Origin of the sequence: Limnohabitans parvus II-B4 (assembly GCF_003063455.1) — a bacterium.
GTDB classification, from domain to species: Bacteria; Pseudomonadota; Gammaproteobacteria; order Burkholderiales; family Burkholderiaceae_C; genus Limnohabitans_A; species Limnohabitans_A parvus.
The window spans coordinates 910037-934805 of sequence record NZ_NESN01000001.1; the positions used below are offsets into that span (position 1 = coordinate 910037).

At 56.7% G+C, this 24769-nt stretch carries 30 protein-coding genes; 14 read left to right on the top strand and 16 right to left on the bottom strand.

Annotation, left to right across the window (positions count from 1 at the left end; all coding sequences use genetic code 11):
- Window positions 1-11: 11 nt before the first annotated feature.
- Window positions 12-473, bottom strand: a complete 462-nt coding sequence (locus B9Z37_RS04275) for a phage terminase small subunit P27 family (RefSeq protein WP_108311751.1) — start codon at window positions 471-473, stop codon at window positions 12-14.
- 162 nt (window positions 474-635) lie between these two features.
- Complete coding sequence (locus tag B9Z37_RS14560; protein WP_108311752.1) at window positions 636-1016, bottom strand: HNH endonuclease; 381 nt, start codon at window positions 1014-1016, stop codon at window positions 636-638.
- 106 nt (window positions 1017-1122) lie between these two features.
- Between B9Z37_RS14560 and B9Z37_RS04285 the strand changes: the two genes are divergently transcribed.
- The 4 genes from B9Z37_RS04285 (at window position 1123) to B9Z37_RS04300 (ending at window position 2616) form a co-directional block, all read left to right on the top strand.
- Window positions 1123-1332: a DUF6900 domain-containing protein gene (locus B9Z37_RS04285; protein WP_108311753.1), complete on the top strand. Its 210-nt coding sequence runs from the start codon at window positions 1123-1125 to the stop codon at window positions 1330-1332.
- Window positions 1323-1790: a DUF3489 domain-containing protein gene (locus B9Z37_RS04290; protein WP_108311754.1), complete on the top strand. Its 468-nt coding sequence runs from the start codon at window positions 1323-1325 to the stop codon at window positions 1788-1790. The genes B9Z37_RS04285 and B9Z37_RS04290 overlap by 10 nt, the downstream gene beginning before the upstream one ends.
- Window positions 1791-1797: 7 nt before the next feature.
- Complete coding sequence (locus B9Z37_RS04295) at window positions 1798-2157, top strand: hypothetical protein (protein WP_108311755.1); 360 nt, start codon at window positions 1798-1800, stop codon at window positions 2155-2157.
- Window positions 2158-2256: 99 nt separating this feature from the next.
- On the top strand, window positions 2257-2616 hold the full coding sequence (locus B9Z37_RS04300) for a hypothetical protein (RefSeq protein ID WP_108311756.1): 360 nt from the start codon (window positions 2257-2259) through the stop codon (window positions 2614-2616).
- Here the strand turns inward: B9Z37_RS04300 and B9Z37_RS04305 are convergent.
- From B9Z37_RS04305 to B9Z37_RS04345, 9 genes are all read right to left on the bottom strand, one after another.
- Entirely contained in the window at window positions 2610-3869 is a 1260-nt protein-coding gene (locus B9Z37_RS04305) for a site-specific DNA-methyltransferase (protein ID WP_108311757.1), read from the bottom strand. The genes B9Z37_RS04300 and B9Z37_RS04305 overlap by 7 nt on opposite strands.
- A gap of 548 nt (window positions 3870-4417) precedes the next feature.
- On the bottom strand, window positions 4418-4813 hold the full coding sequence (locus B9Z37_RS04310) for a DUF6362 family protein (protein ID WP_108311758.1): 396 nt from the start codon (window positions 4811-4813) through the stop codon (window positions 4418-4420).
- Window positions 4806-5036, bottom strand: coding sequence for a hypothetical protein (locus B9Z37_RS04315; protein WP_108311759.1), 231 nt, complete (start codon window positions 5034-5036; stop codon window positions 4806-4808). The genes B9Z37_RS04310 and B9Z37_RS04315 overlap by 8 nt, the downstream gene beginning before the upstream one ends.
- A 236-nt stretch (window positions 5037-5272) precedes the next feature.
- Window positions 5273-7591: a phage/plasmid primase, P4 family gene (locus tag B9Z37_RS04320; protein ID WP_108311760.1), complete on the bottom strand. Its 2319-nt coding sequence runs from the start codon at window positions 7589-7591 to the stop codon at window positions 5273-5275.
- Window positions 7584-7874 (bottom strand): hypothetical protein, encoded by a 291-nt coding sequence (locus tag B9Z37_RS04325; protein WP_108311761.1) that lies wholly within the window; start codon window positions 7872-7874, stop codon window positions 7584-7586. Before B9Z37_RS04325 ends, B9Z37_RS04320 begins: the two co-directional genes overlap by 8 nt.
- Window positions 7875-7987: 113 nt before the next feature.
- Window positions 7988-8215 (bottom strand): DUF6511 domain-containing protein, encoded by a 228-nt coding sequence (locus B9Z37_RS14305; RefSeq protein ID WP_146179704.1) that lies wholly within the window; start codon window positions 8213-8215, stop codon window positions 7988-7990.
- Window positions 8216-8422: 207 nt separating this feature from the next.
- On the bottom strand, window positions 8423-9151 hold the full coding sequence (locus B9Z37_RS04335; RefSeq protein WP_240606611.1) for a hypothetical protein: 729 nt from the start codon (window positions 9149-9151) through the stop codon (window positions 8423-8425).
- 56 nt (window positions 9152-9207) lie between these two features.
- Window positions 9208-9693 carry a hypothetical protein gene (locus tag B9Z37_RS04340; protein ID WP_108311763.1) on the bottom strand — a complete coding sequence of 162 codons (486 nt, stop codon included), beginning with the start codon at window positions 9691-9693 and terminating at the stop codon, window positions 9208-9210.
- The gene (locus B9Z37_RS04345; protein WP_108311764.1) at window positions 9690-9908 is read right to left on the bottom strand and encodes a helix-turn-helix transcriptional regulator; all 219 of its coding nucleotides are present in this window, start codon (window positions 9906-9908) and stop codon (window positions 9690-9692) included. The genes B9Z37_RS04340 and B9Z37_RS04345 overlap by 4 nt, the downstream gene beginning before the upstream one ends.
- Window positions 9909-10313: 405 nt before the next feature.
- On the opposite strand from B9Z37_RS04345, the gene B9Z37_RS04350 reads away from it, so the two are divergent.
- Together B9Z37_RS04350 and B9Z37_RS04355 are read left to right on the top strand one after the other, a co-directional pair.
- A complete protein-coding gene (locus tag B9Z37_RS04350; RefSeq protein ID WP_108311765.1) occupies window positions 10314-11582 on the top strand; it encodes an AAA family ATPase in 1269 nt (422 codons plus the stop codon).
- Window positions 11582-12256, top strand: a complete 675-nt coding sequence (locus B9Z37_RS04355) for an RloB family protein (protein ID WP_108311766.1) — start codon at window positions 11582-11584, stop codon at window positions 12254-12256. The genes B9Z37_RS04350 and B9Z37_RS04355 overlap by 1 nt, the downstream gene beginning before the upstream one ends.
- Window positions 12257-12299: 43 nt before the next feature.
- On the opposite strand, the gene B9Z37_RS04360 is transcribed toward B9Z37_RS04355, so the two are convergent.
- The 3 genes from B9Z37_RS04360 to B9Z37_RS14565 all read right to left on the bottom strand — a co-directional run bounded on the left by B9Z37_RS04360 (window position 12300) and on the right by B9Z37_RS14565 (window position 14975).
- Window positions 12300-13259, bottom strand: coding sequence for a hypothetical protein (locus tag B9Z37_RS04360; protein WP_108311767.1), 960 nt, complete (start codon window positions 13257-13259; stop codon window positions 12300-12302).
- A gap of 7 nt (window positions 13260-13266) precedes the next feature.
- Entirely contained in the window at window positions 13267-14508 is a 1242-nt protein-coding gene (locus B9Z37_RS04365; RefSeq protein ID WP_108311768.1) for a hypothetical protein, read from the bottom strand.
- Between the two features lie 263 nt (window positions 14509-14771).
- A complete protein-coding gene (locus B9Z37_RS14565; RefSeq protein WP_108311769.1) occupies window positions 14772-14975 on the bottom strand; it encodes a hypothetical protein in 204 nt (67 codons plus the stop codon).
- Window positions 14976-15025: 50 nt separating this feature from the next.
- On the opposite strand from B9Z37_RS14565, the gene B9Z37_RS04375 reads away from it, so the two are divergent.
- From B9Z37_RS04375 to B9Z37_RS04385, 3 genes are read left to right on the top strand one after another with little or no spacing between them, the layout of a single operon-like run.
- Window positions 15026-15496 (top strand): DUF2924 domain-containing protein, encoded by a 471-nt coding sequence (locus B9Z37_RS04375; RefSeq protein ID WP_276308849.1) that lies wholly within the window; start codon window positions 15026-15028, stop codon window positions 15494-15496.
- Entirely contained in the window at window positions 15493-16854 is a 1362-nt protein-coding gene (locus B9Z37_RS04380; RefSeq protein WP_108311771.1) for a recombinase family protein, read from the top strand. The genes B9Z37_RS04375 and B9Z37_RS04380 overlap by 4 nt, the downstream gene beginning before the upstream one ends.
- Window positions 16851-17297 carry a hypothetical protein gene (locus tag B9Z37_RS04385; RefSeq protein WP_108311772.1) on the top strand — a complete coding sequence of 149 codons (447 nt, stop codon included), beginning with the start codon at window positions 16851-16853 and terminating at the stop codon, window positions 17295-17297. Before B9Z37_RS04380 ends, B9Z37_RS04385 begins: the two co-directional genes overlap by 4 nt.
- Before the next feature lie 116 nt (window positions 17298-17413).
- Here the strand turns inward: B9Z37_RS04385 and B9Z37_RS04390 are convergent, their stop codons facing one another.
- Both B9Z37_RS04390 and B9Z37_RS04395 read right to left on the bottom strand, forming a co-directional pair.
- Window positions 17414-17695 (bottom strand): HU family DNA-binding protein, encoded by a 282-nt coding sequence (locus B9Z37_RS04390; RefSeq protein WP_108311773.1) that lies wholly within the window; start codon window positions 17693-17695, stop codon window positions 17414-17416.
- 39 nt (window positions 17696-17734) lie between these two features.
- The gene (locus B9Z37_RS04395; RefSeq protein ID WP_108311774.1) at window positions 17735-18178 is read right to left on the bottom strand and encodes a helix-turn-helix domain-containing protein; all 444 of its coding nucleotides are present in this window, start codon (window positions 18176-18178) and stop codon (window positions 17735-17737) included.
- 210 nt (window positions 18179-18388) lie between these two features.
- Here B9Z37_RS04395 and B9Z37_RS04400 point away from each other — a divergent pair, with 210 nt between their 5' ends.
- From B9Z37_RS04400 to B9Z37_RS04420, 5 genes are read left to right on the top strand one after another with little or no spacing between them, the layout of a single operon-like run.
- Window positions 18389-19705, top strand: coding sequence for a metallophosphoesterase (locus B9Z37_RS04400; RefSeq protein ID WP_108311775.1), 1317 nt, complete (start codon window positions 18389-18391; stop codon window positions 19703-19705).
- Between the two features lie 22 nt (window positions 19706-19727).
- A complete protein-coding gene (locus B9Z37_RS04405) occupies window positions 19728-20768 on the top strand; it encodes a GTPase-associated system all-helical protein GASH (protein WP_108311776.1) in 1041 nt (346 codons plus the stop codon).
- A 2-nt stretch (window positions 20769-20770) separates the two neighbouring features.
- Window positions 20771-21817, top strand: a complete 1047-nt coding sequence (locus B9Z37_RS04410; protein WP_108311777.1) for a TRAFAC clade GTPase domain-containing protein — start codon at window positions 20771-20773, stop codon at window positions 21815-21817.
- Window positions 21814-22680, top strand: coding sequence for a TRAFAC clade GTPase domain-containing protein (locus tag B9Z37_RS04415; protein ID WP_205872540.1), 867 nt, complete (start codon window positions 21814-21816; stop codon window positions 22678-22680). The genes B9Z37_RS04410 and B9Z37_RS04415 overlap by 4 nt, the downstream gene beginning before the upstream one ends.
- Window positions 22677-24740 carry a GAP1-N1 domain-containing protein gene (locus tag B9Z37_RS04420; protein WP_108311778.1) on the top strand — a complete coding sequence of 688 codons (2064 nt, stop codon included), beginning with the start codon at window positions 22677-22679 and terminating at the stop codon, window positions 24738-24740. The genes B9Z37_RS04415 and B9Z37_RS04420 overlap by 4 nt, the downstream gene beginning before the upstream one ends.
- The last annotated feature ends 29 nt before the right edge of the window (window positions 24741-24769 follow it).

The window sequence follows — 24769 nt, forward strand, 5'->3', positions numbered from 1 at the left end:
TGCTCTCGGTCTTACCCAACAATGTCCTCCCAGAGATCGAGTTCTTCGCCCGGTCGCTCGTTTGGAATGGAGATGCGCGAGCGAGACGCAGGCGTGAACCCCATCTCGATCGCAGCCTTGGTCATGATCTGGGCCTGCTTGTTGGCAATGGCCAGGTATGGCGACTGCATGGGCACACCGCTGTGGGGCGCCTTCACCAAGAGCCCCGTTTTGCCGATGCCTGCCTGGGCCTGTCGGTACAGGTCTGCCGCGCAGGCCCAGATTTCCAGCACAGACATGTCCAGCTTGCGAATCAGGGTGGGCGGCGCACATTCAAGCGCGTAGCGCCAGGCAGCCTTGGCACCCTCAGGCATGTAGTCCGGAGGCTCGACCAGCAAGCCCTCTGGGATGGGCTCGTGGTAGTTGGTCCGGCAAGGCTGCAAGGTCCCCTTGATCTGCTTGACTTGAGTCGGCAGTGGCTTGCGTCCACCCATAAATCACCCGCTTGGTTTGATGTTCATCTGATGCACGGCCTTTGCTGCGCAGAGTCTTTGGAAAAGGGGATACCCCCCCTTGTTCAATTTGCACGCACAAAAATTTGCGCAAGCGCACGCATCTCGGGCGCCAGTCTGTAGAGATTCAGACCCCCTACCCCCTCAGGACGGGGCCTGGTTGCGCAGGGATGCCGTCTCTGAGGCGGTCTTGGCGTTGTGACAGGGCACGCACAGGCTCTGCAGGTTCGCTCGCTCAAAGCGCTCACCGCCAAGCTTCACTGGAACGATGTGATCGACCACCTTGGCGGGCTGCAGCACGCCCTTGGCCTGGCACCTGCAGCAAAGCGGGTTATCCCGTAACACCGCTGCGCGCGTGTTGCGCCACCTGGCCGATTGATAGAAGCCCAGCTCTGTGTCGAACCCACGCCGCGCACGCCCGTACTCACGGTGCACTTGGGGCTGGTGATTAGCGCAATAGCCGGGCACGTTCAGCACCTGCGCGCAACCCGGATATCTGCATGGAGTGGGCGCACTTCGCGGCATCTCAATCGGCTTTCAAGGAATAAGCGACAGCTTGAAAAATTGACTTGGCTTCATCTTGATTCAGAGCGTCAATGCTCCACATCCAATCAACACAAGGAGAAAGCGCATGAAATCAAGCCAAGAAATCGACCAGCTGTTCAACCGCATCGCGAACGAACACCTCTACATCGAAACCCTGGAGACCCAGCACAGAGACCGGCTGGACTTTCACGAGGTGGCGGTATGGGGAATCAAGTGCGCGCTGGCCGCAGCCTACGCAGAAGGGATCGCAGCAGGAAAAAAAGTAAAAGTACCAAGGAGCAAACAATGCAACTGACAGACACCCAGCGCGCGCTGCTCGAAGCAGCTGCCAAGCATCCACAAAAGAAACTGGTGGACTTCCCAGACAACCTCAAAGGTGGTGCCCGCATGAAAGTGATCACCACCATGATCAACACACAGTTGATTGAGCCCTGCGCCGATGAACCCAACGTGTACATGGCCACGCAAACGGGCATGCAAGCAATCGGCATCGCAACACAACCGGCAACACCGATCAAGCCCCAGGCCACACGTACAACACGTGAAGGCACTAAGCAGACGGTATTGATTGACCTGCTCAAGCGTCCCGAGGGCGCCACGCTGCCCCAGATGACCGAGGCCACAGGCTGGCAGGTTCACACCGTACGCGGCGCAATGGCAGGCGCACTCAAAAAGAAGCTGGGGCTCGCGATCACCTCAGAGAAGCAACCCGGCACAGACCGCATCTACCGCATCACCACCACAAGCGTTTGAGGACCTCATGAACCCCATCACTATCACCATCGAATCCAAGCCTACGACCATCAACTTCGATGGCCGCGAATTGCAGGTTCAAAAGCTCAGCATCCCGCTGCCCTTTGGCAGAAAGCCAACAGACATCTCCGACATTGCCGCTTGCGGCGTCGAGGCGGTCTACGTGACCGAGATCCGGGAGATGGACCCTGAAGAATTTGATGGCTTCAAATTGAACCTGGGCAAGTCTCGCGACTGGCTCAAAGGCAAGGGAGGCGATTACTGGGATGGCCGGTTGTGCGTGATGGTGCGTGCACCTGGTCGCCCCTACTTGTTCATCGATCCATCCGGAGGAGACAGCGTTCGCTACCTCGCGCGTCTGGGCTGATCAGTCACAAATAAGCAACTGATCAGAAAGATTGGATGAATCGCTTTACTTCATTCCCAAGTAGAGCGTTCATAGAGGCATCGCAACAAGGACGAACCCATGCACATCAACACCACACCGACAACGCAAAACGAGGCCTGGGGCTTTTGGGGAACGATGGGGGGTCACGCCTGCGTGGCCTGGCCCGTCGCCATGCAGCAGATCGCCGAGGTCACAGGCGAACCTCTTGAATCGGTCCGGGCATTCCTGGACAGCAAGCAAGGCAGGCACTTCGCCGATTCGGTCCGAGATGGACAGGCCGGTGGCCTTTCGATCAACGCTGCTGTCGCCCAAGCCATCGCCAAATGGATGGACTGGAAGATCGGCCGCATCACAGCGCGGGAAACAGGCATCCCACGAGGCCTGCCCTACCTGACCGGCTTTGTGATTCACTGTGGCTTGGATGAGGTCTGCTACTGAGCCACAGGCTCGGCATTTTTAGATTCTGCGGCATTGGCGAATGAGACGCCATCGTCCTCCCGCACTGCCTGCTGTCCGGTGTAGTCCTCCCAGCGTTTGATGATCACGTCCACGAACTTAGGATCGAGTTCAATGAGGCGGGCCTGACGCCCGGTCTTCTCACTGGCGATCAGGGTGGTGCCCGAACCTCCAAACAGGTCCAGAACGATGTCACGGCTCTTGGATGAATTCTTGATGGCCCGCTCAACCAGCTCGACCGGCTTCATGGTCGGATGCAGGTCATTGACCCGTGGCTTGTTGTAGTTCCAGATGTCCGATTGGTCCCGATCGCCGCACCAGAAGTGGTCCGAACCCTGCTTCCAACCGTACAGGATCGGTTCGTACTGGCGCTGGTAATCCGCGCGACCGAGCGTGAAGGTGTTTTTGGACCAGATGATGAACGTGGACCACTTGCCCCCTGCCTTGATCCAGGCCTTTTGCAAGGTGTGCAGCTCGGACGAGCTCATGCACACGTAGCAGGCGCCCTTGGTGACCAGGAGCAGGTTCAGGCAAGCGTCGTACAGGAACTGGAAGAAGCCATCGCCCAAGTCGTCGTTCATGATGCGCCGGTCTTTACCGCGCATCTTGTCCTTGGCACTGTTGCCGTAGTCCACGTTGTAGGGTGGATCGGTGAAGGTCATGTCGGCAAGCTGTCCGCCCATGAGGCGCTCCACATCCGACAGGATCGTTGAGTCGCCACAAAGGAGGCGGTGGTTGCCGAGAATCCACAAGCCCCCAGGTCTGGAAACAGGATCTACTGGTGCTTCTGGGATTGCATCATCTTCAGTCAAACCACCGCCTGACTCGTCACCGTTGAGCAGCTCTTCGAGCTCCTTATCGGTAAAACCCATCAGGTCCAGATCGAAGTCGGCCGCTTTGAGTTCGGCCAACTCGAGTTTCAAGAGCTCGTCATCCCAGCCAGCGTTCTCGGCCAACCGGTTGTCGGCCAGGATGTAGGCCTTCTTCTGCTCGGGCGTCAGGTGCCCCAGCTCAATGACCGGAACCTCTTTGAGACCGAGCTTGCGCGCAGCCATCAAGCGACCGTGGCCAGCAATCAGGCCCTTGGCCCCGTCCGTGAGGATCGGGTTGGTCCAGCCGAACTCGGTGATCGAAGCCGCGATCTGTGCCACTTGGGCATCGCTGTGGGTTCGGGCATTGCGTGCGTAGGGGACGAGCGCGTCCACTGGGACCATTCGGATCTCAGGATGATTCATGGGGGTGACCGGTAAAATCGACAGCAAAACGAGAATGTTCTGCCGTGCAAATCAAAGTAGTTCGCGGGGTTCTGGCCCGCAAAAGCCCGACTGAGGCCACAGCATCCGGAGCAGGCTTTACGCCGCTGATTGCTGGGACCTACGAAGTGGGATCAGAAATTCATAGCCGTCTGGAAGTTCTCCGCGAGGGAAAACCGACTGTGTACCTGCCACTTGAAAAGCTGGTGGAGTACGAGGCCGCTGGAGAAATCGAAGTACATCGATAGGAGTCGGACAACAGTCAGTAGACGTCGATGTCATCGACTGTCTTTGACTCTTTCTCAACTTTTTTTCGACTGTTTCCGGGAAGTTTCGAGGTGTCATCGACTGTGAGTGACTGTCATCACTCTCTCTGCGCTCGTTTGTCCACCGTAGATGAAAATGTAGCTGCAAATCGCCGAAATGTTGCAGCGTGTTTTGGCCCCAAAAACCGCGCATTCACGCTTGAACGTCAATAGCGCCGCGCATGACCGCCAAAACACGCTAATTTCCTCTCCTGATCACAGGCCTCACTTTTTCAGTGGCTGCGCCTGCCTGTTGAGCAGATCGGCCACCACCTGCATGTCCCGCTTCCAGCGTCTCCACGCCGTGGTGCGGTCACAGGCAAAGCGCTTGCTGATCTCCACCCAGTCAAAGCGCTTGGCCCGCATCCACACCAGGTGCCGCTCATCGAGCTCGAGCAACTGCACCCAGCGCATCACTTCGAGCATGCGTTCCACGTCCTGAGGGGACGGGGGCGGTAATCGGTACACCTTGTGCGGATCCGGGTAGGCATCACTTGGCAGGATCACGATGGGCCAGGTGCTGGCGTAGCCCTGCACCATCACGCGTGGCAGGCGCCTGGCCGTTCTGGCCGCATCGACAAATCGGTCTGCCACCGTCTCGACTGTCCAAACTTCAACCATGGCCACCTCCCATGGGGTGGCCCTGGCCAAGACTCTGACCGTAGAGCCGCTCGCCAATGCTGCGAATGAGCTGGCGCTCCAGAAAGTCCAGGCGCTCGTCATCATGGGAGATGACCAAGATGTGCTGCTCTCGCCATCCTTGGCGCTTGGTGGCCTCCACATCCATGGGAGTGGCCTGCATGCGTCCAAGGGGCGATGGGTATCGTGCTGGAGGGATCTTCATACCTGCCCTCCAAACGAAATATTCCGGTGCGCCGCTGGGAAACAGTCAAAACCGGAACACATCGTCATTTCGGCCGGTTTTGACAATGTGACTGACGCTTTTGCCGCACTCAAACATCTATGACTCTTATCTGCATACGCGTATACGCGTAAAGAACAAATGTTCAATAGAGTCAGTTGTGTCAGAGAACTGGCCATCAGCTTGATTTTTGAAATATTTTTCATTGGGTTTGTCTCTCAATCGTCGTTGTAGGGATAGGCACGTGAAGGCAGCGAGGTGGGCTGTTTGAGGTCAAGGCCCACGTAGCCGCGCACGCCCATGGAGTTGCGCCACTTCTCCAGACGCCTGGTGAGCAAGGCATCCGAGAACCTGCGCTGTGTGCCCACGTACTCGCCACTGAGTTCGGCCCACTGCTTCCAGTCGTTGAAAAGAGTGGCCGTGAGAGCCTTGTGGCTGGGCCCTTGGTTGCAACGCTCAGCGATCCACCGGCCCATGGCGTCCTCGGCTTCGAAGTACTCCTCGGTGGCCTCGGCCACGCTTTGGGGCTGCTTGAGTCCCAGCTTCTTCCACTGCAAGCAGCCCTCCAGCGCCCAAGCCAAGATGCCGTCACGCTCGGCCAGCAGCTTCTCGGTCAGGAGCGGATCACGCTTTTCTGGAGGGACCGTGATCGTGAAGGGGATCAGGTGCATGCGGCGGCGCATGGCCTCATCGATGTTGCGGATCGCTGGCTTGTGGTTACCGGCAATCAGGAGCTTGAACTGCGGCCTGTAGGTGAAGAAGTCCTGGTGCATCAGGCGGGCCGTGATGTCGTCACCACCCGTAATCGCCTTGATCTTGGACTCGTTCCAGCGCCTGCCCTGCTCGGTCTCAGTGGCCGAAACGAAACGGGCACCGCGCAGACCGGCCAGATCGGTGGGGTGACGATCGGTGCGTGACTCCATGAAGGTGTCCATGGGCGCATTGGCCGCATAGTCGCCCAGCACCGTGGAAATCACGTTCACGAACACCGACTTGCCATTCGCCCCCGTTCCATAGAGGAAAAAAAGCGCGTGGGTGCTCAAGTCGCCCGTGAGGCAATAGCCCACCACGCGCTGCAGATAGTCCTGCAGTTCTTGATCGCTTCCCGTGACGTTGACCAAGAAATTGCGCCAGACCGGGCACTCACCTTGCGGCGTGGCCGTGGTCACCTTGGTCATGCGGCGATCGCGGTCGTGCGGTCCACGCGCGCCAGTGCGCAGGTCCACAATGCCGCCGGGCGTGTTGAGCAGCCAGGCATTGGCATCCCACTCGTCAACGGTGGCGCTTTGCCGGGGGTCAGATCGCACAAGACGCTCTACGGCCGAGATGGTCGCTGCACTGCCCATGCGGGCTTTCATGCGCGGTGTCTCAGCAAACATGGCAGCGCTGCGGCAAACCGTGCGACTCAGATGCATGATGTACAGCTGCTTGTCCACGTTCCAGCGCACGCCATTCCAGACCAACCACTTCGACCAAGGGGCGCAGTATCGCCAGTCCTCAGCGAACTGGTGCGAGAACGCCAAAGCGAGTCCATCTTCGGTGGAATAGTCGATCCCTTCGATGGGCACTGCGATGTCCTGCGAACCGAATTCACGCGCCACTGGCACGCGTTCACCCACGGCCAAAAACCCAGTGATGTCAAAGCCGTCTATCACGGCGTCGGCCACATCCCAGCCTTCTGGCTTTTCTGCGGGCGGCTGCAAGATGACGCATGACTTAGCCCCTGCCTGCAAGATGACCTGTGAGGCCTGGTCGGCGTACAGCCAACCGGGTTTGTCGCGATCCGGCCAGATCAAAACGTGCTTGCCTGCCAGCGGCGTCCAGTCGGTTTTATCAACTGGCGCATTGGCACCGTGCATAGCGGTGGTGGCACACACCCCGAACTCGATCAAAGCCTGGGCACACTTCTCACCTTCAACCAGCACCACCTGCTCGACCTTGAGCATCCCGAGCTGGTTGTACAGCGGGCGCGGCTCAGGGGGTGCCATCTTGCGGCGGCGCACATCCCATGGCCGGAACTCTTTGCGCCCTGGCTCTGGGTCGTAGCGGTAGACCACGGCAATGAGCTTGCCGCTGGCATCCTGGTAGTCCCACTTGGCTGTGGGTGGCCCCAGCTCATCGACCACTGGCGCTGTGGCCTTGCTTGCAGCCACAGCGCTCTGGGGCATGGTCGAAACACGGCCGAGCCAGTCCTTGGCTTTCTCAAGCACTTGAGGGAATTGGGTCTGCACATTGAGGCTGTAGTAGCGAGCGATCAGATCAAAGATGTCTCCACCCTCGCCTGTGGCCCGATCGGTCCACAGCCCAGCCTTGGGGCCAGAAAGCAGTAACTCCAGACTGTCGCCCGGACCGCCCATGACATCGCCCACCAGGTATTTGTTCTGACGGCGTTTGCCTGAGGGCCAGATATCCAACACCAGAAGGGCCAATTGGTCACTCAGGGCTGTACGGATTTCGGCTTTCTCGCGATTGGCGTCGACGGCATCCCCCGCTGCTTTGCGGGCGTTCGAAGTGGGTGCATCGTTGAAATCAAGCATCCGTCCCTCCCTCGTCGAGCGCTGCATTTTTTTCTTCCTGCAACTTTTGGGCATAGGCAAGCTGCCACTGATGCAGCTCACCCAATCTGAAGCGGACCAAGCGATTAACGCAGTAGAACGGCAGCCCCAGGGCTTTGCGTTTTGCGGTCTTGATGAAGTAGTACAGCGGCAAGTTCAGTGCCTTGGATGCACGATTAGCCGTGAGCAGTGGCTCATCGCTGAAGTCGTTATCGCCTGCGGCATGCAGACTCAATGGCGAAGCCAAAGATTCAGGTTCATTCATGAAATAGTCTCCCCTGCAGGTGATCTGGTACACCCGCATCGGTTGGTAGAAGTTGGAATCCGCAGGACGCTGCGTCCTGCGGTGGATTCAGGACAATCGACTCAAAGTCATCTCTATGGCGATTGATCCAGTTGCATGCGAACAGGTGGGTACTTGCTGCGCTCGTGTTCTTGAACCATGGCCTCGACATAGGTCGTGACCACGACATTGATCAGTGCCAGGGCCTCTTGCTGGGTGTAGCTCAACAGTGGTCGGTCCATACCGATCTCACCAGCGGCTTCGCCCAACGGCTTGAGGCACTGCTGCATGGCTGCCAGTTCGGCGTCAGTTGGATCAATCACACCCGGTCCTTTTGGCAAGGTTCCCTCGCGCTCTAGTGCCCGCACACCGGCCGCGTACAGCCGGTGGAAACAGACCTGACAGCGCAGTGAGCAAAAGATCCAGTCGATGGGGTACCGCTTGGGGTGCCCCACCTTGAAGCGAAGATCCACATGACCGAAGCCTTTGGCCTGGCGGGAACACACCCAGCATTTCATGCACAGCCGCCATCACTGCGCCCATGCAGGCCGAGCCTGCGCATTGCCAGGACGGGGTGTGTAAGTGGTCCCCGGCTGGGGGGCTGGTGCCGCCGATGCTGGAGAGGCCATTGCCGGAGCTCCACCGGAGCCCCCACCAGAGCCTCCGCCCATGCCACCATCGCGTTGCAACTTGGCCTGCATCAGCTCTGCGTACTCTTTGTGATCGGGCTCGATCACCAGCCGGATGATGTTGCGGTACTCGCCCTGGCCATCCTTCTCAATACCGATCCGGGCGGAAAATTCGGCACCATCGAGGTCACCGAAGCTGCGGATCTGGCGGGCACGCTGCGCCTCAGGGGAGCCGTCATCAGGGTGGATGTTTCGCGAGCTGTTGAGCACCGCCTTGATGAAGCTGCGGCCCATCTGCGCCCAGGTCGGGCCCTTGTTGGAGTGCAGACCGACATTGCTCCAAATCTTGCGTTTGGCAAACGGGCCGGTGAGCAGCACAAATTCGCAGGACAGGAACACGGCGCCGGTTTCATCCGATGCCGTGGCATAGCCACCCGTCCAGCCCCTGCTGGCATCGTCGTAGCCGCCGGGTTTGATGGCCATCCGCACCAGGGCCTGAGTGCCTTTAGGGATCAAGTTGAACTCGCCTTGCTGGGCATCGGCATCATTGAAGTCACACCATGCACCCGGGGCGCCGTGGGTTGAGGATTGGCCGTAGGTTGCGGCCTGGTTGTAGCTGTCGTGGTTCATTGAAGGTTTTCCTGTTGTGTGGGGTTGCGTTCTGGTTTGTCCGAGTGGCCGTCCGCTCAAAGCTGGACTTCGCCGACCCAGCGGATCTGAAAGGTGGGCTCGGTGATCAGCTCTTTGCGGGCTGGCTGGAAGGCTGCGCGCAGCAGTGGGTGCCAGCGGGCGTAGTCCTGCTCGGCCACCGAGAACTGGACCTGCATGAAGTCCTGCACCCGGTCACCGGCCACCACCATCCGCTCAGCGATCTGGGACAGGTGCTGTTGGTCCCAGACGATTTCCTTGGGGTTTGAGACATCGATCTGCAGGTCACCGTCATCGATGCGGAACCTGGCCGCCTCCTCCTGGCCAAGGCATTCGGCATGGCGGATCTGGTCGGCGTAGCGGATTTCCATCGCTCGGTTGATCCGGCCGCGCATCTGCACCGTCCAGTCGTTGAGCTGCTGCACCGCGTTGCTGAAATGGGCCAGCTGGTCTTTGGGAAGACGGCTGATCTGGCTCACGGAGAGGTCCGGCAGCGCAGCTTGCTGCAATTGCAGGTGGTTCATGCCGCACCTGCCTTTCCGGGGATGCGCTTGGAGGTCGAGACATGTTGGACGCAGTTCTCGAAGGCAATCACGGCGTTGAGGGGGTAGCTCACCCGTTTGCCCAGCTTGAGATAGGTCGGCCCTGTGCCAGTCATACGCCAGCGCTGCAGGGTTTTAGGGCTCATGGCCCATCGGGAGGCCAGGTCAGCCTCGGTCAGCACCAGCTGCTTTGGCATGGTGGATTCAGGGGAAGTAGCGCTCAGGAAAACTGGCGCCTCGAGTGCTGGTGTTGCTAGCAGCATTGGTAACTCCTTTCGAAGAGTTGGGGGACAACGCTGCTATTTCAGGAAATCAATAAAGAACTGATAAGGAACTGAATAAAGAACTTTGGCGATATCTCCAGTTCTTTAATCCCCCAGTTTTTAATCCTGTGTGGCCGTGTTCAGTCTTGCGCCGTATACGATTCGAGGGCACTCATGAGAGGCCCTTGCCAAATGCGCCGTAAACGCCTGGACCTGGCGAAATCAGCTGTGCCCACTGCAAAGATCCCCAAATAAAAAGCGCTTGATCAGAAAAATATCTTTGATTTTTGCTCGATTCATGCATAATGAGACTTTATTTATTGACTCTTGAGTGAAAAAATGCTGATCGAGTTTCGGGTCAAGAACTTCCGCAGTCTGCGTGATGAGCAGGTGCTAAGTCTTGTTGCGTCTAAGGACAAGACCCTGCAAGACACCCACACCCAAGCAACTGGCATCAGCGCAGCACCGGCTCTGCTGCGGAGTGCTGTGGTCTACGGTGCCAACGCGAGCGGGAAATCCAATCTCATCAAAGCACTGCAATACATGCGCGGAGTGGTGACAGAGTCGGCGACAGCGATCCAGCCCGGTCAGACCTTTGCCGTTCAGCCATTTAGACTTGATGCTGACTCTGCCAGCCAGCCCTGTGAATTCGAAATCACATTCCTGCTTGACGGTGTGCGCTATCAATACGGATTTGCCATGACGGCTCAGCGCATCATCAGCGAACACCTGTTGGTTTACAGGGCTTTCAAGCCTCAACGCTGGTTTGAACGCCGCTATGACATCGAAGCTGGCAAGGACGTTTATGACTTCGGTCCAGGCCTCAAGGGCCCCAAGAACCTGTGGGAAGGTGCTACGCGACCGAACTCACTGTTCCTGTCGATGGCCGTTCAACTAAACAGCGAGGCATTACGCCCAGTATTCGATTGGTTTGTGAATCGGCTAGTCATCTTCAACGAACAAAACCAGCTCAATCCACAAATCTCAATCCAGATGCTCAAGCAGGCCGATGGGCGCAAAGAGATATGTAACTTCCTTTCTTCCGCCGACATCAGCATCGCTGACATCGATGTGGAAACTCGCAAGGTGCCGGGACAAGCGGTCCACTTCGATTTGGTGGCTGGAAAAACCGAAGTGCGCACAGAAGAAATGGAGGAGCACAAGCTACGCTTCCATCACATCACCGAACAAGGCAAAGCCGTGTTTGATTTGATGGATGAATCCAACGGTACGCGCAATTTGTTATTTCTTGCAGGCCCCGTGTTGGACATCCTTAGAAAAGGACTGACACTGGTCATCGACGAACTCGATACCAGCCTGCACACTTTGCTGGTTCGCGAAATGGTGCGACTGTTTCACAGCCCGGAAATTAACACCGGTGGCGCGCAGCTGATCTTTACAACTCACGACACCTCATTGCTGGATGCGCCTGATCTGTTCCGGCGTGATCAGGTATGGTTCGTAGAGAAAGACCGCGATCAAACTTCGACATTGGTTGGTTTGTCCGAATTTAGCCCGCGTAAAAACGAAGCGCTGGAGCGTGGCTACCTCATGGGGAGATACGGAGGAGTGCCATTTCTCAGTCATACCCTCGGGCTGAAACTCTGATGGCTCGCGATAACTCACCGAAAGAGCGCCAGAAAAAGCAGCTGGAGCGTAAGCTAGATCGACGCGCGAGTTACGACCGCATCCTGATCGTTTCCGAAGGCAGCAAGACGGAGCCGAACTATTTTCGGGAAATTCGTGCTGCCTATCGTTTGCATACGGCTAATGTTGAAGTCCGTCCTAGCGAATTGGGCACTGCGCCGATTCAAGTTGTGCAATATGCACAGTCGTTATTCGAAGGTGGCGACCGGCACAGGAACATTCAGCGCCGCGCGTTTGAGAAGGTCTACGCAGTTTTTGACCGCGATGATCATGAAAGTTATCACGACGCATTGGCACTAGCGGCCTCATTGGATGGAAACCTCAAGAACGATGCCAAGCAACTGATCCGTTTTCAAGCCATTGCTTCCGTACCCAGTTTTGAGCTTTGGCTCTTGCTGCATTTTGAGGACATTCAGGCTCCGTTACATCGTGACGAAGTAATGCGGCGTCTGAAGACTCACATTCAAGGCTATGACAAAGGTGCGGGCAATGCGTTTGCAATCACAGGTGCACACTTGGCAATCGCCACGCATCGTGCCGAGCAGTTGGCAAGGCGGTTTTCTGCGCACACCGATCCAGAACCATTCACTGCCATTGTCGAATTGGTGAAATTGCTGACAATGCTTCGTGGCTGACCTTGCAGTCATCAGCACCGCAGTTGTTTTGCAAAAACATACGTCATAGTGGCGTTAATCGATATAACCCTTGACGGCGCTGACGCACTACTAGTTCTTCATATGCGTGCAATGGCCCCTCATACCGTGGGTCACCTCGATTAGATGTTTTCAACTTGAAGACATCTATCGGACGCTCACTGCCCAGTCCAGCCTCTCTCATGAGGAACTCGGCAGGCTGCGCTAGGTGACGATGCTTCCAGAGTGCCGCAAAAAGTTTCGCCTGGGCCTCGGTCAAACGAATGGGACCGTGCGGCCAGTCATCCAGGTGCACCCAGGCGAAGTCTTCACTGAAGGGCCCATGGACAGCCACGCTCGGTATGCCATCTTGCGGGACATCGGCTTTTTCGCCTTGGTCCGGATCAAGCAATCTCAATGCCAAACCGTGCAAGGCGAACCGGTCTTCCAGTTGCCACCACTCAGCCGTCCCGGCCAACGGCTCCAGTGGTACCCGCACCAAAGGCCGTGGCGTGATCACCCAGCTTTGACTGCGTGGCTCAGGTCCATGAAAAATCCGCAGCCCATGGCGCTCCACCAAGTCGATACGGCGAGCCAGAACCACCGGCCGCTTCTTATACCGGCCAATGTCCCACACCCCATCGACGATCTGAGTGGTGGTTGCGTGCGGCGAGATGTCCAGTGCGCCGCGCAACTTGCGGATCAACCATTCGTCGTCCAGTCTCCAACTGCGCTGACTGGCCGGATCCAGTGCAAACGGCCCACAGTCCGGGCACTGCACCATGAGCCCTTCATCACTCCTGAAGATCGGACCACGGTACATGCCGCAGAAAGCACAGACGGCATCGCGGCTGTTGACCACCCCAGGCACAACCGCCTTCGCCTGCTTGAGAAGCTCCAGCGCTGCCATTTCCTCATCATGCAGGCTGCTCTCAAAGGATGCGCTGCCCCGAACGAACATCAAAGCGGTCAAGCTGATGGCTTGTTGATTGGGTGTCAGCTCCATTCACACCTCACTCGAACAAGCTGGTAGCTACGGCCTGGGGCTGTTCCTGCTCCCGGTCGGGTTTAAGCACCTGCTGCGCCTTCAGGATGCCAATCTGAACCAAATAGCCCTCGAGTTGGGCACGCAGCTTCTCATCGAACTTGTGCAGGTTCAATCGCCCCTTGCTGGTGATCTCCACACTGACCACCTGACAGCGGCTCTTACCCTGCATCGGGGCCAGATAAAAATTGAGGACAGCAGCCTGAATGGCCCAGCCACGTGCGAGCGGGTTTTCTGCACCGAAGTAGTCCTGCAGCAGGTCCGTCACGCAGCGCTGATCGCTGGCGACACTGGCCGTGCATTCCATTTTGAGTTGCCCGCAACCGCTGACCACGGTCACGCTCTTGACCTGCAGGCCAACGAATCCGTCATCAATCGCCTGCGGAATATTCAGCCCCAAGCGGAGCGTGGACAGGTTCAGGCGTGGCGTCTGGATCCGCTGGGCATCGGCATCCACGCCAAGCAAGTGCCTGGCAAACGCCTCACAGAGCATGGCGTGGTATTTGGCCCCGCCACGGATGATGGTGCGAGCCACGCCGGTGGCCTGAGCGTACTCGAGCACCATGTGAATGTTCGGGCTGCCCACCCGCCGCTGTAACTGACTGCCCTCGAACTCCAACTTGGCCGTGGCCAGGTCCTTGGCATGGATGGAGATCAGCTGCGTGCCGCGCGCCCGGTCCAGCAAATTGACCACGCACACCTCGCCGCACCCCAGCTCCCGCTGGTAGAAGCCTTTGATGGCGTCACCGAATGCGGCGATCGACACCTCGTCACGCTTGATGGTCCGTTTGAGGCCCAGGTCGTGCTGCTGGGCTTGCTGGCCATGGTGGTCCAGGTATTCGATTTCCGCCGCTGCCTCGAACAGTGCCGGGTGGTGGACATACAACCAGAAGGCACGGTGCAGATCGCTCTTGCAGGCAATGAGGCCCACCAGTTCGGCCGGTCGGTCATGGGCAGCTTGGAACATGGCCTGTTTGCCCAGTGGGTGGGCCAGCAGCGTGCAGGCATGCAACCCCGCCACGATGCGGTCTCGCATGGCTACCACAGGGTGCGCCTGAATCAGCCCGATCAGTCGTCTTGAAGTCTGGACCGTGTCGCTCCATGCCCAGCCCTCGGGCATGGGCAAAGCATGGCGCTCGATGAAGGTTTTGAGGGTGTCGTCGACAGGCAGGTTCAGCAATATGTCGGCGTAGGTTTGGTTACGGCTCACGAATATCTCCTTGTTGTTTTTCGTTGGGCAATGAGGCGTCTGAACCCCTGGTCCTTCGTCCTGGGGCTTTTGTGGGTTTTCGCCGGATTGCTGTATAAATATACAGCCTTTCGGAAATCTGTCAAAACCGTCGCTCCAGGCCGCACGGTTGCTGGGAGGTAGCAGAAAAAGTCAGGATTCATGCGGGTTTGTGCTCTCAAGCGCGTTGATGGGCCTCTAAAACAACGACTCGAATTTGGGTGTTTTGGCTACGATTTCCGAGGTCAGATTTGATCAATCAAAGCACCTCGATGAACCACTTCCAAACCCCTGTCCAAGGCAATCCGGCCGAGAAAAGTGGGTATCTCTCCCTCTCGCAAATCGCTCACCTGATCGCACAAGCGGTCGTCGATCAACACCAGGTCCTCACACAGGCGCATAGCAGTTGGGTATATGCGACTGATCGAGACAAGTTCCTCGACTTCCATGCCTACCAGAGCGTCAATGCAAACCCGTCTACCCACATGGAATCACAGCCTTGAAAAACACAGCCCCGCCGATGCGCGACATCCTGCGCACCGGCCAAATATCCGAACAACTCCACGCGCTCCCGAACATGAAAATGCCCGAGCTCTGGGCCTTGTGGGATCAATTTTTTGTGCACCGACCTGCTCGCCCTAATCGCACGCACATCGAGTCACGCTTGATCTACAAGCTGCAAGAGCAGGCCTATGGCGCACTGCCCAGCGGCACCCGCAACATGCTGGCCGACTACGGCGCCCGGTTCTCGAAGATCAAAACCGCTGCCCCATCCACCCGGACACTGCTTCCGGGCACCACACTCTTGCGTGAATTTGATGGCCACAAATACAAGGTCACGGTGCTACCCACTGGTGGCTATGAATTCGACGGTCAGCGGTACAAGAGTTTGTCGGCCATTGCCAAGTTGATCACGGGCACGCAATGGTCCGGACCGGCCTTCTTTGGACTGAAAGGCAAGAAGGCATGAGCGAGACGCAACAAGTCACGCCCAAGCGCTGCGCGGTGTATTGCCGCGTCTCTTCGGACGAACGGCTGGATCAAACCTTCAACTCCATCGATGCACAGCGTGAAGCTGGCGCAGCATTCATCGCCAGTCAGCGCGCCGAGGGCTGGGAACAAGTCGAGGACAACTACGAAGACCCGGGGTTCACCGGCGGCAATATGGACCGCCCGGGCCTCAAGCGCCTGTTGCAAGACATCCAGGACGGCAAGATCGACATCGTGGTGGTCTACAAGATTGACCGGCTTTCGCGGTCACTGGCTGACTTTGCCAAGATGATTCAGCTCTTTGATCGGTACAAGGCCAGCTTCAGCTCCGTCACCCAACAGATCAATTCGGCCACGTCCATGGGACGTCTGATGCTCAACGTGCTGCTGTCTTTCGCTCAATTCGAACGTGAGGTGACCGGCGAGCGCATCCGCGACAAATTCGCTGCCTCCAAGCGCAAAGGCATGTGGATGGGCGGACAAGTGCCTATGGGCTACTGCGTGGACAACCGAAAGTTGGTGGTGGTGCCAGAGGAGGCCGAGGTGGTGCGGCAGATCTTTGACTCCTTTGTTGCAACACGTTCAACCACCCTCATGGTCAAGCAGCTTGTAGAGCAAGGCGTCACGAGCAAGAACGGCAAACCACTGAGCAAGCAGGCTCTTTACACCATCCTGCACAACCGCCTGTACATGGGTGATATTGGGCACAAGGGCGACTTTTATCCGGGCCAACACAAGGCCCTGATTGACCAGTCGCAATGGGACCGTGTGCAAGAGATCATGGCCCAGAACAGCCGGGAGAGAGCTCGCGACACCTTCGGTCAGAAATGCAGGCATGGCTTCTTGCTGCGCGGGATGATGTTCACGGCCGATGGGGACCTCTACCTGCCGATGGCCACCCGCAAGACCAGCGGCAAGCTTTACCGCTACTACGTGGTCAACAAGAACCAAAAGATGGGGGCTGGCACCGTGGAATTTGCCAATCTGCCTGCCGCTGGCATAGAGAAATCCGTGATGGAGAAGGTGCTCGAGGTACTGCGATCCGGCCAGATGGTCCACAAATGCTGGGAGCAGGTGTGCAGCCTCAACCCCAAGCTGACCGAACCTGAAGCCATGGTGCTGTTCTTCAGAAACACGGCTGGCATATGGGATCAGTTGGCCACGCAAGCCAAACAAGACATCGTGCGCACGCTGATCAAGCGCATCACCGTTGCCCCGGAAGGCCTGCATGTGGACTGGCGATTTGAGGCCTGGGGCGCACTGATCGGCCTTCCGCCAAAGAACCTGGCCGGATATGAACAACTGGAATATGACCTGCGTGAATTGGAGATTGCATGAATAACGCACAGTCGGTGGGCAACAGCGTGGCCAGCACCCCAAATCATGTGGAGTTCAGCACGTTCATCCCACTGAAGTTCGTCAAACGCGGTGGCCGCAGCGTTGTTGAGCCTCCGAAAAACGTCGCCCAAGTGATCAAAGACCAAGCCCTGCTACCAGACACCAAACTGGTTGAAGGGCTCACACGGGCCTTTTACTGGCAGCGGCTCATCGACGAGGGTATCGTGCGCAGTGGCGTTGATATTGCACGGCAGGAAGGCCTGGATCAGGCCACAGTCAATGAATGCATGCGCTTGACGCTGCTGGATCCCAAAATCATCGATAGCATCCTTCAAGGCACCCAGCCCAAGGGGCTGAACCTGCACTGGTTCACCAAACACACCATTCCGGCCCTGTGGAGTGAGCAGCTCGCAAAGTTTCAGGCCATCGCCGAAAGCCAATGAGTCGGTGAGTTGGTGTGCCGAGGATCCGGGCGACGTCCTGCACCTTCAAATTCACGCGCGAAGCGAATGCACCAGTAGAAACGGCCCCGAAGGGCCGTACATCCGAGCAAGTCAGATCACTTCTTTTTGTTCACGGCAGCTTTGAAGGCTGCACCTGCGCTGAACTTGGGCACGGTGGCCGCTGCAATCTTGAGCTTCTCGCCAGTGCGGGGGTTCTTGCCAGTGCGGGCAGCGCGCTTTGCAGCCTTGAAGGTGCCAAAGCCAATCAGCTGGACGTCCTGCTTCTTGGCCACCGTCTTGACGATGGTGTCGATCACGGCATTCAGGGCACGGGTGGCACCAGCTTTGGACATTTCGGTTTCTTTGACCAATGCTTCGATCAATTCGGCCTTGTTCATTCAGTTACTCCTCGGTATTGAATTAACACTTTTGACAAATCAAGCTTCAGCAGGCTCGCCCAGCTTGGCGGCGACTGCACGCTTGCCCAATTTTCTGACGGCAGCAATGGCTGCCAGCTGGCTGGCCCGGGGCTTTGTTTTGCCCGTTTCCCAGTGATACACGCTCTGGGCGGACACGCCCAACAGCTTGCCCATTTCAGCGGCGCTGATGTTCAGTTTTTTGCGCAGTGCAGCAAAACCAGCCACGCGGAAACGACGCGAGGTGCCAGACTCCTCATCTGTTTTCTCGGCAGCTTTGACACGGACCGCACCCTTGCCCTGTTTCTTGATCTGCGCTTCCAGACCGGCAATCCGACGCTTGAGGGCAGCAATTTCGCTGCGGTATTGTGTCGAAGCCTTCTTCAAGGCTTGAGTCTCCGCTCGGACTTCCTTCTTGGCGAGTCGGCTGATTTCGCTTTTGAGTTGATCGGCAAAGGTGGTCATATGGGGTAACTTTTCTGAGAAGGTAGTTGACATTACGATGCTGTTACCAAGTTTGCAGCAGCGGTTCAAACAATGTTCAAATAGCACTATCTTGACATGACCTTCCGGGAAACTTGTCCAAATCTGGCAACTTAAAGCCGACCGCCTCATGGTACCCACCACGAAGAATCTTCCGTCGGACATGCCGTAATCTTTTGTTACGATTCCCGAATGCGCCTGTTACACCTTTCTGACATCCATTTCCGCGAGCCGGAGTGCCTCCAGCCAGACACCGATGTCAACAAGCCTACTCGGACAAGATTGCTAGCCGACATCGTAGGTCTTTGCCGCGAAAAGCATGTAGATGCCATTCTAGTTGGCGGTGATATTGCGTTCAAAGCGCACCCAGATGAATTCGCAACCGCCACGATTTGGCTAAAAGACCTCGCGGACCGAACCGGCTGTCGCCAGGATCGCATCTATGTCGTGCCAGGGAATCATGATGTGGACCGGTCGGTTTGCAGGAATTCGCGGGCTGTGGCCAATGCTCAGGGTGCGATTGTCGGCGCATCGCGTGAGAACATGGAGACGGAATTGAGGGCGCAATTGCGAGATGCCGATGCCGGCCCCGCGCTTTTCAAACCACTGGCCGCGTACAACGTGTTCGCATCGCCGTTCGCGGGCTACGTCAGTCCGAGCAAGCCGTTCTGGACTTCCAACCTGGACGACGTCCTCGGCGGCGGAGTGACTCTGCGCCTTCACGGACTGACGTCCACTATCATTTCTGGACTTGAAGATCGCGATACCGTACCTGGCAGGCTATATCTCAGCCCCATGCAGACGGTGCTGGACCCGGAAGCTGACGTTCTCAACCTAGTGATGGCGCACCATCCTCCTCATTGGTTTATCGACCATGAAGAGGTAGAAGATGCCGTAAACGACAAAGCGCCATTGCAGTTTTTTGGCCATGCGCATCGTCAACGCTGCACGCAGACTCCATCCTACGTGCGCTTTTGTGCAGGAGCGCTGCATCCTGATCGCGGTGAGCGCGACTACCGCCCTGGTTACAACCTGATCGATTTAGAAGTGATCGGCGCGGCCCAGGACCGTGTCGTGCGAGTTCAAGCTCACGTCCGACAGTGGCAACAGAACCCGGACCGCTTCATCGCTGTGCAAACAGCAGGGGGCCAAGATGTTTGGGAGTCGAACATTCTGTTTCCAAGTCACGCAACGCGCGTCGTTAACACTGCTGAAGCGTGCCAAGCTGCTGCGGCAGCTTCCTCCGCCGTCCCGGCAGAGCCGCAGCCAATGGCATCGCCCGAGGAGGTCGCTATGAGCAGCCCGAGTACAAAGGACCTAGTATTCCGGTTCTTCAGTTTGGAAGATAGCAAGAAGCGCGATCTTCTACTTAGACTCGAACTCATCACCGAGGATGACCTGAAACTCAGCGACGAGGAACTTTACAACGGCGCTTTGAGACTTGCTGCTCAACGAAGCCAGCTGAAAAATCTGGCATACGAGATTGAATTACTCAAACAACAGAACTGACACCCGAGCCGAGGAAGACCATATGAAAGCTGAATTTTTACGCTGGTACGAAGCTGTCTCACTGCAATTGGACCCTGACGTGGTCGACTCTCGCTTGCTCGCCGTCAAAGACCTCGCCAAGTCAGTAACGCCCGATGAACTGGAAGCTCTGATTCGAGCTGCATTTCGATCAAAACAATCAACCGCCGCCATGACGGGGGCCATCCGCACAAAGTTAGCTAGCGGAGATGGTGTGCTTGGGGATGAGGAGTTTGGACTACTGGCTGCTGCAGTCTTAACCTATGTTCTTCGTGCAAACGACAATTCGTCGGCATTGGCCGCCGCAATGGTTAGCACGGCATCCTTTTACGGCCTGCGAACACTGCGGCAACCAATGGACATCTCGGGTCTAGCAACCACCGCCCGCACTGCACTTGCCCAGAGCACCCGACGACGACCCGTAATGCGCATGTCCGCTATCCCATCGCTGACTGTCGATCCGGAAAAAGCTGTCGCGACCGAAGACTCCGATGAAGCACTTCAGCTATTGGCGGCTGCGTGTTCAGAGGCCATCAAAGCACTGGCAGATCGACAAACTGAGTTCGAAAAGCTGACGCAGCGTTACATTAGTATCCAGGACGAGGAACTAAACATGCTCTGGTGGCTCCAGGGTGGGCACAGCCACACACTTGGCCAATCATTTGCCGACATACCACGCGACCAGCGGCCAATCGTATTGGCCTGCGAACTGGCCGAGGCAACGTTCGCTATCCCCGGCGCGGCATCAGTCCAGTCCTTGCTGACAAGGGCCGGAATAGACTATCTGGAACCGCTGACCATAGCTGCTGCCGTTCAGTCCTTACCAACCAAGTGGCTCAGGGACGTTTGCCCTGTTGAGCTTGAGGCCAGAATTTCCCCTGTAACAACGCCACTTCATGAAGCTTTCAAACGTCGGCTTGAGGTCGATGGGGACAGTTGGATTCCTAGCTGGGCGTCGGTTTGTGAGATTGATTCGGGTGCAAAGCTCAGTCCTTTACAGTTGGCTGATCTCTGCTATTGCGAGCAACTTGTCCTCCGCAAGTAGTTATGGAAACACCTGCATTGAAAGATGGCGCCGCTGACCGGTGCTCGAACCCTGACTGCCGCGTCGCGCAAGATGGACGCTGCATAGAAGGATTCGGTAACAAAGCGGAATGCCCTCAATTCGGCAAGCTCCAAATCGTGCAGATGAAGGACGTCGCGGACAGTAGCTTGGCGTCCATGCATGGTGTGGCAATGCCAGCTTCGACAACATTGACAGTTGAAGAAGCAGACAACGTCATCAAGAAACGTGAAGCCCGCGTCATTGCAATAACTGGCCCGTTTGACGCAGGCAAGACCAGTCTCATTGCGGGCCTATACGATCTCTTCAACTTAGGCCCAGTTGGAAGTGTGGCGTTTGGACAATCCTATTCGCTTCAGGCTTTCGAGGAGGCTGCACATGACTCTCGCGCTACATCACGCAGGGAATCTCCCGAAACGAACCGCACTCCTAGGGGTGAAGTCCGTTTCTATCACTTTGAACTGTTCGACAGCTCCACAGGCGCATCCCCATCGGTGCTCCTGGGTGATCGCGCAGGAGAAGAGTATCTTGAAACCCGGAGCAATACAGATTTGGCCAAGGGATTCCCAGAGTTACCTAGAGCAGATGTTTTAACGATACTCATCGATGGACAGCGGATGCTGGACGCTGGCCAACGCCACAATGTGCGCTCTGAGGCTCGCCAGACCATCCAGGCCTTCGTGGAAGCGGATGTGGTGAGAGATACGCAATGCCTGGCCGTTGTACTGACCAAGCTTGATGCCGTTCGCAAATCTGAAGATAGTGGCAGCCAGGCAATGCATGATTTTGCAATTCTCGTGGAGAAATTGCGCTCAACATTCGGTATGAGATTCACTGCCATCGAGTCGTTTGCAGTGGCCGCACAACCGAAATCCGATGGAGCCAAACAGGGCGAAGGCTTAGAAAAACTACTCGCCTATTGGATGATGGAACCTCGTCGCTACCAGCCTACGCAAGTCACAGTTGAGTCAACACAGACCGATCGCTACTTTGCCTTGCTGCCCATACCCCAAGTCGGAGGTATCAAGTGACCGATCAATCAGTCGTCGTCATGGGGCTACCCGAGTCTGGGAAAACCACCTTCTTAGCTGCGCTGTGGCATTTGGTCAGCGAAGACGAAGTGGCCTGTAAGCTGAAGTATGTGACCTTGAAGGCTGGCAATGTAGACCATCTTCACGAGATCGCATCCCGCTGGCGCGAGGCCAAGAAGCAGGAACGCACATCGGTTTCCGGAGACAAGATCGTCTCGATGGTTCTGAAGACCGAACGGGGCGAGCCACAAACGATCACATTTCCCGACGTTGCCGGTGAGGCCTTCCAGCAAATGTGGGAGCGGCGTGAATGTGACGAGGCGGTGGCTGAATGGCTCAAGGCACCAGGCGTGCTTCTCTTCGTCCATGCCGACAAGATCGTCACTCCGAGGTGGGTTGTCGTCGAGAAAATTTTGGCAGAAGCCTTGGATGTTGAGCGAGAAACGAAGGAAGTCATCGACTGGTCGCCAGGTCTGGCGCCGACTCAAGTCCAACTGACGGATCTGTTGCAACTGTTGCAGTCAGCCCCCCTAAACGTCGGCCCTCGTCGCTTGGCGATCATTCTGTCCGCTTGGGATAAAGCGGCAAAGCTTGAACTCACACCAGAGACGTACCTGGCAAAGAAACTACCCATGCTTAGCCAGTTTCTAAAGCACGGACTCAACCCTCTTTGGGAGTTACGCGTATACGGAATCAGCGCCCAAGGTGGCGAATACGACGATAAGAACAGCTCATTGCCTGAGGCCAAACGACTTCGTGAAGTGAGCTTACCATCCGAACGGATCCAGGTAGTCTATGCAAATAACACGTCACACGATCTGACGGAACCCCTTCAATGGCTATTGATGCAGTCTCCCCCTTGAACATCACACTCCATCAATCGCTGCACGGATATTCGGGCGGTCATCGGCAACTTGCATGTTCCACCAAGCTTTCGCAAGACGATGCGAAATTGGTGCTGACGATGAGCGACGTTTCTGGGTCGGGGATAGCCTCCGAGGACAACAGCTACTTGACCGGCTACCCGCTCAAGGATGTTGCTATGTATGCTCTGGCAAAAACTTGGTCAGCGCCGGAGATGCCTCGGCCTGGTTGTGTTTGGACCCACACCATCTACATCGAATTTGCTGATTTAGCCACCATCATTGCGCCTTCACGATTGACTAAGTTATTCAATCGACCGGAATCGACAGGTTGGTCCAGTTACGGCGTGCCAACGTCCATGAACGTTTTGGACTTCAACGAGCAGGAACTTAGATTGTCATTGTCGGGCGAGCAATGGTTAGCCTCCGTTCTGAAGGCGCTGTATGACTCCCCGCGCGAACGTGTGGCGACAAAGCGTGACCCATCCGTTTCTGTTGATACGCTTACATTGCAGATCTGGAATCAACAATGGCCACGTCTACGCCGTTCGTTTCGTTTCTGTACTTTGACAACCAAGGACAGGTCCGCTCTCGGGGCCCCGTTTGACTTGCAAGTGTTACCCAATGAAGAATTGGCAGGTCGGATGCGGCATGCGGGAGTACTGACGACGATGCCATTGTCTGATGTACACCAACCCGATTGGCTAATAACACTGCTCGACGACGTGCGACAACCCAACCTCGGTGGACTTCGAGAAACCCTCAAAAAACTTGGTGCAGATACGCTTGGTGGCCGAGAAGCGATGCCAACACTCTGTATGTTCCATCGTGCCACCAGTCGTTCGTCTTCACCAGAAGACTTGCAGCAAGCGATAGCTATGCTGGACAAGCCGGGGCCTCTCGCCCGATCAGACGCAGCACGCGCTCTACTCGTTGAGCACATCCTGACCGTGTTAGGAGACGCAGATGACCTCACTGTGACGTTCCTTTGGGAAAATTGGCAATTCCTCGATACCAAGCGGCTTTGCGGTGGCGATAGTCAGTTGGCGCTCAAGCTTTGGCGCAGATTCCCTGAACGACTGCTGATGGCATTGTGCGGTGACAGCCCGGAGAAGGCGAACTGGGCAGCTGCGGTAATCAGTTCCTTGAACGCGAAAGATCTTGTTGAGGCATGGCCAGACACAGATGTGCCGCTGAGCTTCGTGCTTGCCATCCACCTCGAGCTTCTCGATATGCCAGCTTTCTGGAAACGTCTAACAGTTCAGTCATCTAGCGATTTACATGGGATCGAGTTGTCTGATAAAGCCGTGAGCGCGCTAATTAGTGGGATGGAGCGAAGCTCTGCTATGAGCATTGCTGTTCAGTGGCTAGGTCCGCTACGCGTGCTGAACGTATTGCAGACTCGGACACAGCATACGGATTGGACACCCAACGACCTGCGGTGGATTTCTTATTGCGTCAGAGACACATCCATTGTCGCGGAGTTTCTCAGTCGAACTCAAGCGCCATCCGTACAGGTCGTACAAGCACTCGCTCACGAACTGAATCCGGACAGTGTGCCGAACCAGTACGGAGACGACCCATGGTTCACGACCTTGCAGAATCTCAAGGAGATGCATGGGTCTATACCAATGGGCTTGGCAGCCTATGGATTCGCTCGCGCGTTGGGCTGGAGTTCACGCAGCGTCGCCGAGTTACTGCAGATGACGTTTGAGCAGCTTCATAGTGCAGTGTCTGACTCTAGACTGAACGACGAAGCATGGAAATTGATTGAACAACGACTGTCGTGGGTCCCAGAAGACATGCGGGGGAATCGAGGGAAAAGATTAATAAAAATAGTGGCCGAGGTATTCGTGGCTCGACGACTCTGGCCATTTGCGTTCGCTTGGATGGCAAGCAACACGGATCTTTACATTGCTTTGTTGGAAGAGGCTGCTGATCGATGGGGCGGAAAGCGCTTCTTAAGGAGCGTCGAGAAATCGCTTGAGAACGCGGACGCTGCCACCGAGGCCAGACGAGAACTGATCCACAGGTTCTTGCGTCAGGATCGCCTATTGTGATGTGACATACCGGCCATGCGCTAGGCTCG

What these genes read in the sequence shown, in the direction of transcription:
- B9Z37_RS04275 (WP_108311751.1), bottom strand. Translation starts at nt 473, where the DNA reads ATGGGTGGACGCAAGCCACTGCCGACTCAAGTCAAGCAGATCAAGGGG.
- B9Z37_RS14560 (WP_108311752.1), bottom strand. Translation starts at nt 1,016, where the DNA reads ATGCCGCGAAGTGCGCCCACTCCATGCAGATATCCGGGTTGCGCGCAG.
- B9Z37_RS04285 (WP_108311753.1), top strand. Translation starts at nt 1,123, where the DNA reads ATGAAATCAAGCCAAGAAATCGACCAGCTGTTCAACCGCATCGCGAAC.
- B9Z37_RS04290 (WP_108311754.1), top strand. Translation starts at nt 1,323, where the DNA reads ATGCAACTGACAGACACCCAGCGCGCGCTGCTCGAAGCAGCTGCCAAG.
- B9Z37_RS04295 (WP_108311755.1), top strand. Translation starts at nt 1,798, where the DNA reads ATGAACCCCATCACTATCACCATCGAATCCAAGCCTACGACCATCAAC.
- B9Z37_RS04300 (WP_108311756.1), top strand. Translation starts at nt 2,257, where the DNA reads ATGCACATCAACACCACACCGACAACGCAAAACGAGGCCTGGGGCTTT.
- B9Z37_RS04305 (WP_108311757.1), bottom strand. Translation starts at nt 3,869, where the DNA reads ATGAATCATCCTGAGATCCGAATGGTCCCAGTGGACGCGCTCGTCCCC.
- B9Z37_RS04310 (WP_108311758.1), bottom strand. Translation starts at nt 4,813, where the DNA reads ATGGTTGAAGTTTGGACAGTCGAGACGGTGGCAGACCGATTTGTCGAT.
- B9Z37_RS04315 (WP_108311759.1), bottom strand. Translation starts at nt 5,036, where the DNA reads ATGAAGATCCCTCCAGCACGATACCCATCGCCCCTTGGACGCATGCAG.
- B9Z37_RS04320 (WP_108311760.1), bottom strand. Translation starts at nt 7,591, where the DNA reads ATGCTTGATTTCAACGATGCACCCACTTCGAACGCCCGCAAAGCAGCG.
- B9Z37_RS04325 (WP_108311761.1), bottom strand. Translation starts at nt 7,874, where the DNA reads ATGAATGAACCTGAATCTTTGGCTTCGCCATTGAGTCTGCATGCCGCA.
- B9Z37_RS04335 (WP_240606611.1), bottom strand. Translation starts at nt 9,151, where the DNA reads ATGAACCACGACAGCTACAACCAGGCCGCAACCTACGGCCAATCCTCA.
- B9Z37_RS04340 (WP_108311763.1), bottom strand. Translation starts at nt 9,693, where the DNA reads ATGAACCACCTGCAATTGCAGCAAGCTGCGCTGCCGGACCTCTCCGTG.
- B9Z37_RS04345 (WP_108311764.1), bottom strand. Translation starts at nt 9,908, where the DNA reads ATGCCAAAGCAGCTGGTGCTGACCGAGGCTGACCTGGCCTCCCGATGG.
- B9Z37_RS04350 (WP_108311765.1), top strand. Translation starts at nt 10,314, where the DNA reads ATGCTGATCGAGTTTCGGGTCAAGAACTTCCGCAGTCTGCGTGATGAG.
- B9Z37_RS04355 (WP_108311766.1), top strand. Translation starts at nt 11,582, where the DNA reads ATGGCTCGCGATAACTCACCGAAAGAGCGCCAGAAAAAGCAGCTGGAG.
- B9Z37_RS04360 (WP_108311767.1), bottom strand. Translation starts at nt 13,259, where the DNA reads ATGGAGCTGACACCCAATCAACAAGCCATCAGCTTGACCGCTTTGATG.
- B9Z37_RS14565 (WP_108311769.1), bottom strand. Translation starts at nt 14,975, where the DNA reads ATGGAAGTCGAGGAACTTGTCTCGATCAGTCGCATATACCCAACTGCT.
- B9Z37_RS04380 (WP_108311771.1), top strand. Translation starts at nt 15,493, where the DNA reads ATGAGCGAGACGCAACAAGTCACGCCCAAGCGCTGCGCGGTGTATTGC.
- B9Z37_RS04385 (WP_108311772.1), top strand. Translation starts at nt 16,851, where the DNA reads ATGAATAACGCACAGTCGGTGGGCAACAGCGTGGCCAGCACCCCAAAT.
- B9Z37_RS04390 (WP_108311773.1), bottom strand. Translation starts at nt 17,695, where the DNA reads ATGAACAAGGCCGAATTGATCGAAGCATTGGTCAAAGAAACCGAAATG.
- B9Z37_RS04395 (WP_108311774.1), bottom strand. Translation starts at nt 18,178, where the DNA reads ATGACCACCTTTGCCGATCAACTCAAAAGCGAAATCAGCCGACTCGCC.
- B9Z37_RS04400 (WP_108311775.1), top strand. Translation starts at nt 18,389, where the DNA reads ATGCGCCTGTTACACCTTTCTGACATCCATTTCCGCGAGCCGGAGTGC.
- B9Z37_RS04405 (WP_108311776.1), top strand. Translation starts at nt 19,728, where the DNA reads ATGAAAGCTGAATTTTTACGCTGGTACGAAGCTGTCTCACTGCAATTG.
- B9Z37_RS04410 (WP_108311777.1), top strand. Translation starts at nt 20,771, where the DNA reads ATGGAAACACCTGCATTGAAAGATGGCGCCGCTGACCGGTGCTCGAAC.